This window comes from Oleiphilus sp. HI0132, assembly GCF_001635845.1.
Map to the genome: position 1 here is coordinate 1 of NZ_LWGJ01000540.1, position 809 is coordinate 809.

The following is an 809-nucleotide window of genomic DNA, read 5'->3' on the forward strand; positions in this document are numbered from 1 at the left end:
ATGAGTTATTGCCACATAACGGGAAGGCTGATCAATAGGTAATGCCCAGACGCTTACAAGGATCTTGTATAACTTAAAGATTAGGTGGCTCGTTTTCTATGATGTAATCAGATAATCTATATAGGGCTGTAATTTAGTATACCGTCACGTTGCGGTGATGGAGTTGGTAGGCTTAAGTTGTTGTTACAATGAACGAAGTGATAAGAAAGAGGAGGCTGAGTCGCTCGATGACAATAGGACCTTATAAAATGGTGAGAAATGTTTAATAAGTATGATATTGCGGCAGTGATACCTGTCAGACTTGGTAGTTCAAGAGTTTCGCAAAAGGCCCTTCTTGAGGTTGGTGAAGACAAAATTAGTCTGTTAGCGTGGAAAATAAGACAGCTTAAGAAAGTGCTGTCAAAAGATAGCATATACGTTAGTACTGAGGCTGATGTACTGATGGATATTGCTCGAGAAGAGGGTGTAAAAGTTCATCGTCGCGATCAGTTCCTTGCTGACGGACATAAAGCTACTTTTAGTGAGGTCATTGTTGGTGTCGTTAAAGATATACCGCACGAGCACATTGCTTGGGTGACATGTGTTGTTCCTTTGATGAGTCCTCAAGAGTATTTGCAGGGGTTTCGTGAGTACTATGATCATGTTATTCCAGAAACTTCAAGTTTCGATAGCTTGGTTTCTGTAAACTTGCTCAAGGAATATTTTTGGGATGATGAAAAACCAATCAATTATTCTGCAACAAAGAAACATACCATTAGCCAGGAGCTGCCTAATATTTATAGGGTAACGAATGGGCTGTATATGGCTCC

At 40.2% G+C, this 809-nt stretch carries 1 protein-coding gene; it reads left to right on the forward strand.

Translation table 11 applies throughout. From position 1 onward, the window contains the following. Window positions 1-258: 258 nt before the first annotated feature. Window positions 259-809, forward strand: a 551-nt coding sequence (locus A3766_RS06465) for a cytidylyltransferase domain-containing protein (RefSeq protein ID WP_068641956.1), incomplete at its 3' end; no start/stop codon positions are given.